Origin of the sequence: Reyranella sp., assembly GCF_036558665.1 — a bacterium.
GTDB lineage: Bacteria > Pseudomonadota > Alphaproteobacteria > Reyranellales > Reyranellaceae > Reyranella.
On record NZ_DATBFE010000162.1, the window covers coordinates 1 to 5,413 of the forward strand.

Here is a 5,413-nt window from a genome sequence, read left to right on the forward strand (position 1 = left end):
GGCGTATCGACCGCTGCGATGGAAGTCGCGGATGAGATCCTCGAAGCGGGTGCCGACGACGAACAGATCGGCGGCGTTCAGCAATGCCTCGCAGCGGCTGTTGAAGACGACCAGGCGGTCGTCCTTGTCCCACAGCGCGAAACCGTCGGAGAGGCTTTCGATCGCGTCGGTGAGGCGGGCCCTCGCCAGCTCGACCAGGGCCTGGGCGCGACGTTCCTGCGTGACGTCGGTGTAGATCGAAACGAACCCGCCGGACGGGATCGGGTTGCGGCGGATGTCGAGCACCGTTCCGTTGGGCCGCGTCCGCTCGTCGACGAAGGAACGGTCGATCGACGACAGGTGGCTCTCGACCAGGGCGTCGACGTCGCAAACGCCGTACTCGCCGCGGTCGGCGATATGGCGGACGAAATCCTCGAACAGGATCTGGTGACCGACCCGGTCGTCCGGCAGCTCGAGCAGTTCCTGGAAGTGCCGGTTCCAGGCGACCATGCGGCGGTCGCGATCGAACATCACGACGCCGTGCCCCATGTTCTCGAACGTCACCCGCAGCGCCGCACTGCGCCGCTCCAGTTCGCGCGTGCGTTCCTCGACCACCTCCTCGAGACGCGCGGCGGCCTGTTTGCGCTCCTCCAGCAGACGTCCCAGCTCGATGGCATTGCCGCGAAAGACCTCGACGGCCCGGCCCATCGCCGCGATCTCGTCGCCGCCCCGAACGGCCACGGGCGCATCGAGCCTGCCGGCGGCAATGGCCAGCATGCCGTCGCTGAGCCCGGTCAGGCGACGCACGATGTTGCGGCCGACATAGAGCCAGACGATCAGGGCCGAGGTCAGCAGGCTGAGCGCGACCAGCACCACCAGCAGCCGGGTGCTGAGGCGCTGGACGGAGAGCGCGGCGCTGGTCGAGTCGCTGACATCCTCCTTGGCGGCGGCGGCGAGGCGGTCCACGGCGCCGGCCAGCCGGGCCGACAGGCGTGCATTCTCGGCCAGCAGTTTGCGGCCCTCGCCGATCAGCGTCAGCTCCTGCTTGCGCATTGCCGTAATGGCCTGCGGGCCTTCGGCGAAAGTGCGCAGCTTGCCGATCTGCGCCTGGAAGAGCGGCCTGAGCTTGGGCGCGAGGTCGACCGCGGTCGCATCGAGCTCGCGCAGGGCGCGCTGAAGCTGGAACGCCAGGATCGGCAGTCGTCGATCCTGGTCGGTCGTCGAGGCTTCGGCGAGCATGTCGGCGGCGGCGGAGAACCGGCTCTGCGCCGTCTGGATCGGCCGCAGTTGCGCGAGCGCCGTCGCCAGGCGACTCGCCGCCTCGCTGTCCTGGCTGCCCCGTGCGATCTGGCCTTCGAGCATTGCGGTCCAGGGGGAAAGCAGGCGCCCTGTTTCGTCGTTGGCCCGAAAGACCTCGCGCTGCAGGCTCCTGACGCGCTCGTTGGCGTCCAGCCGGCGCGCCACCAGATCCTCGAGACTCGAAAGATTGGCGATCAAGGACCCGACGAGCGGCTCGATCTCGGAGAGGGGCGAGGCCTTGTCCGTCTTGTTCCGCAGCTCGCCCAGTTTGTCATCCAGGCGCGCGACTTCCGCTTCCAGCCCGGCCTTGACCTCGTCACGCTGCGCCGGGTCCGTCGCCGCCAGCAGTGCCGGCGCCGCGGCGATGATGCGCTCGGCGGAGCGGGACAGCTCGAGCGCGGCGAGGGCGGGCGGAACCCGGGCATCGATCACCTCGAGGCGATCGCCGACCCGACCGAACGAATAGATGCCTGCCGCGGCGGCCAGCAGGGCGAAGGCGCTGATGCCGAGGAACGCCAGCAGCAGCCGCGTCCGCACTCCGACGTTCCAGACGCGGACCGTGGAAGGTTCCGCGTCTTCGGCCTTGGCTGCTGCCATGAAGTACCGGCCCCTGGAACCAGGTTTCACCTTTATTATGGCGCAGCGCGATGCGCTATGTCACGTATCGTGCAGGAATACGGGACAGTCGATCGCGTAGCGTCGTTTCCGCTGACAGCCTGGTGCGCGTAGCGGTGCGTCCAGCCATTGCCGTAGGAGGGCGGGCATGGAACGGAAGACGAAGCGGCGGACGATCCTGTCGGCCGGAAGCTCCCTGGTCGCTGCGGCCCCGTTCGGTCTCGCCGCGCCTGCGATCGCGCAAGGGGTCCGGCGCCTCAAGATGGTGACCGACTGGCCCGCCGATGTGCCGGGACCGCAGAACAGCGCAGTCCGGCTGGCCAGGTCGATCGGCGACGCCACCGGCGGTCGCCTCGAGGTCGAGGTGTTTGCCGCGGGGGCGCTCGTGCATGCCTTCGAGACATTCGACGCGGTCGGCGCCGGCGTCGCCGACATGTATCACTCCTACGAAGGCTACTTCGCGAACAAGTCGCCGGGATTCTTTTTCTTTGCGACGGTGCCCTTCGGCCTCACCGCGGACGAAATGTTCGCATGGGTCCGCTATGGCGGCGGCCAGGAGCTGTGGGATGCGCTCAGCGGACAGTTCAATGTGAAGGCGCTCCTCGGCGGGTCCACCGGCTGTCAGATGGGCGGCTGGTTCACACGCGAAGTTGCCTCGGTCGACGCCTTCAAGGGTCTGAGGTACCGCATGGCCGGCCCCGGCGCCGAGGTACTGCGGCGGCTGGGAGCCACCGTCGTTCTTCTGCCCGGAGGCGAGATCGCGTCGGCGCTGAAATCCGGCGCGATCGACGCCAGCGAATGGATCGGCCCGTGGCAGGACATGCTGATCGGGCTGCACAAGACGGCGCAGTATTATTACTACCCCGGCTTCCACGAGCCCGGCGCGGCCTGGTCGTTCGGCATCAACAAGAGCCTTTGGGACAGTCTGACAGCAGATGATCGCCGCATCATCGAGACGACAGCCGCCGCCGAATACATACGCTCCCTGGCAGAATTCAACGCCAACAACGCGGCCTCGCTGCGCGAGCTGCGGGAGGACAAGGCCATCAAGATCCTGAAGTTCGACGACAATCTGCTGAAGGAGCTCTATCGCCTGAGCCGGGAGGTCGTCGCCGAAGCAGGGGCCGCCGACGAGATTTCCCGCAAGATCTACGCCAGCTACCAGAGATTCCGTGCCGGTGCCGTGCCCTGGACCGACATCGCCGAACGCGCGTTCCTGAATGCGCGTGCCCTCGGATGAACAATCCTGCCGCCTTCGACGGCCGCGTGATCGTCGATGAACGGATCTGCGAGATTGCCGTGAAGGGCCCGTGCATTTGCAGCGTCGTCGACAGCCAGATGGCCCTCCTTGCCGGCATCGTCGCTTGGTGCACCAGCCGGTGCTGAACCAGGGAGGCAAAGAATGAAGACGCATCGATTGGCTCTGCGGAGCGGTACAGGCGCGACTTCGGCACCTTCCCGGCTACCGGGGAGGAGACTGCGGCGCCGAACTCTTTTCGCGGCATCCGGCCTTGTGGCCACCGCGGGCCTTGCGGCGCCGGCGATCGCCCAGGGCGTCCGCAGGTTGAAAATGGTGACCGATTGGGTCGAGGGGATGACGGGTTTCCACGCCAGCGCGGTTCGATTTGCACGAACCGTGGAAACCGCGACCGCGGGGCGCATCGGGATCGAGGTCTTTCCGGCGGGCAAGCTGGTCCCCGCCTTCCAGACGTTCGACGCGGTCAGCGCGGGCGTCGCCGACCTGTACCACTCGGCCGAGTACTACTGGGAGAAGAAATCACGCGCTTTCGACTTCTTTGCCGCGGTTCCCTTCGGCTTCACTGCGCAGGAGCTGTTCGGCTGGGTGCACTACGGCGGCGGCCAGGAATTGTGGGATGAGCTCAGCGGCCGGTTCAACATCAAGGCGCTGCTCTGCCTCAACACCGGCACCCAGATGGGTGGCTGGTTCAATACCGAGATCAGGTCAGCGGACGACTTCAAGGGACTGCGCTACCGCATGCCCGATCCCGGCGCCGAGGTGTTGCGGCGGCTGGGCGCGATCGTCGTGACGCTGCCCGGCGGCGAGATCGTGCAGGCGCTCAAGTCCGGCGCCATCGACGCCAGCGAGTGGGTCGGTCCCTGGCCCGACATGGCGATGGGCCTGCACAAGGCTGCGAGCTACTACTATTACGCCGGCTTTCACGAGCCGGGCACCGGCATTGCCGTAGGGATCAACAAGGCGATTTGGCAAAGTCTCGACGGCAGCGATCGTCAGATCATCGAAGCGGTCGCCGCGAGCGAATACTCGCGCTCCCTGGCGGAATTCAACACCAACAACGCGTCGTGGCTTGGCAAGCTGCAGGCCGAGGGCGACGTCAGGATCATGAAATTCCCCGATGCCGTCCTGAAGGCATTCCTTGTGCTGAGCAAGGACGTCGTCGCAGAGATCGGCGCCGCTGATCCCTTGTCGAGGAAGATCTACGAGAGCTACCAGACGTTTCGTGCCGGCGCGATCGCATGGAGCAACATCGCCGAGCATGCTTTCCTCAATGCGCGTGCCCCCGGATGATCGCCCGCGCCGTCAGCCCGCCGGCGCCGCGAAGTGGAGAAGCTGGCGCTTCAGGACATCGAAATCGACCGGCTTGGCGATGAAGTCGGCCGCGCCGTGCGCGTCGGCGATGCGCCGCCGCTCGTCGTCGCCGTAGGCCGTCACCATCATGACCGGCAGCTCCGGCCAGCGCTTCTTGATCTCGCCGAGCAGCGTCAGCCCGTCCATGCCCGGCATGTTGATGTCGGACAGGATGACGATCAGTTGCGGCCGGATGCCCTGGCCCAGCATGACGAGCGCCGCCTCGCCGGAATCGGCGAAGTGCAGGACGTAGAGGCCCTCGCGCACCTCGCGGCGGAAGCGCTGGCGGAACAACTCGCCGACGTCGGGCTCGTCGTCGACGATCAGGATGCTGACGCTCATGCCGGTCTCCTCTCCGCGGCGGGTCCGCGCCGCGGCAGGCGGACCGTGAATTCGGTGAAGTCGCCCGGCGCGCTCGCGACCTCGATGGTCCCGCCGTGCTGCTGGGTGACGATGTCGTAGCTGATCGAGAGGCCGAGCCCGGTGCCCTCGCCGGTCGGCTTGGTGGTGAAGAAGGGCTGGAACAGGCGTTCGCGGTGTTCGGGCGAGATGCCGGTGCCGTTGTCGCGGATGGCGATCTCGACCGCGTCGCCCAGCTCGCGCGTGCGCACCCGGAGCGTCGGCCGGAACGTCGCGTCGCCCTGCCGGGCGCGTCGCGCCACGGCGTAGAAGCCGTTGCCGATCAGGTTCAGGAACACGCGCGTCATGTCCTGCGGCACGATCTCGATCGGCGCCAGGTCGGCCTGCAGCTCGCGCTCGAGGGTGACGTTGAAGCTCTGGTCCTGGGCGCGCGCGCCGTGATAGGCGAGGTTGAGCGCCTCCTCGAGCACGGCGTTGATGTCGACGCTCTGGCGCTCGCCGCTGCCGCCGCGCGAGTGCAGCAGCATGCTGCGCACGATGCCGTCGGCGCGC

Annotated in this window: 6 protein-coding genes; 3 read left to right on the top strand and 3 right to left on the bottom strand. The window is 67.3% G+C overall.

Annotation, left to right across the window (positions count from 1 at the left end; all coding sequences use genetic code 11):
• Positions 1–1,875: PAS-domain containing protein (locus VH499_RS23605; protein ID WP_332055222.1), on the bottom strand; the 1,875-nt coding region annotated here is incomplete at its 3' end.
• A 166-nt stretch (positions 1,876–2,041) separates the two neighbouring features.
• Between VH499_RS23605 and VH499_RS23610 the strand changes: the two genes are divergently transcribed.
• The 3 genes from VH499_RS23610 to VH499_RS23620 all read left to right on the top strand — a co-directional run bounded on the left by VH499_RS23610 (position 2,042) and on the right by VH499_RS23620 (position 4,441).
• Positions 2,042–3,133, top strand: a complete 1,092-nt coding sequence (locus VH499_RS23610; protein ID WP_332055223.1) for a TRAP transporter substrate-binding protein — start codon at positions 2,042–2,044, stop codon at positions 3,131–3,133.
• Positions 3,130–3,279 (top strand): hypothetical protein, encoded by a 150-nt coding sequence (locus VH499_RS23615; protein WP_332055224.1) that lies wholly within the window; start codon positions 3,130–3,132, stop codon positions 3,277–3,279. Before VH499_RS23610 ends, VH499_RS23615 begins: the two co-directional genes overlap by 4 nt.
• Before the next feature lie 127 nt (positions 3,280–3,406).
• Positions 3,407–4,441 carry a TRAP transporter substrate-binding protein gene (locus VH499_RS23620; protein WP_332055225.1) on the top strand — a complete coding sequence of 345 codons (1,035 nt, stop codon included), beginning with the start codon at positions 3,407–3,409 and terminating at the stop codon, positions 4,439–4,441.
• Between the two features lie 12 nt (positions 4,442–4,453).
• Here the strand turns inward: VH499_RS23620 and VH499_RS23625 are convergent, their stop codons facing one another.
• Complete coding sequence (locus VH499_RS23625; RefSeq protein ID WP_332055226.1) at positions 4,454–4,843, bottom strand: response regulator; 390 nt, start codon at positions 4,841–4,843, stop codon at positions 4,454–4,456.
• Positions 4,840–5,413 (bottom strand): sensor histidine kinase (locus VH499_RS23630; RefSeq protein ID WP_332055227.1); only part of this gene is annotated, 574 nt, incomplete at its 5' end. The genes VH499_RS23630 and VH499_RS23625, both read right to left, overlap by 4 nt.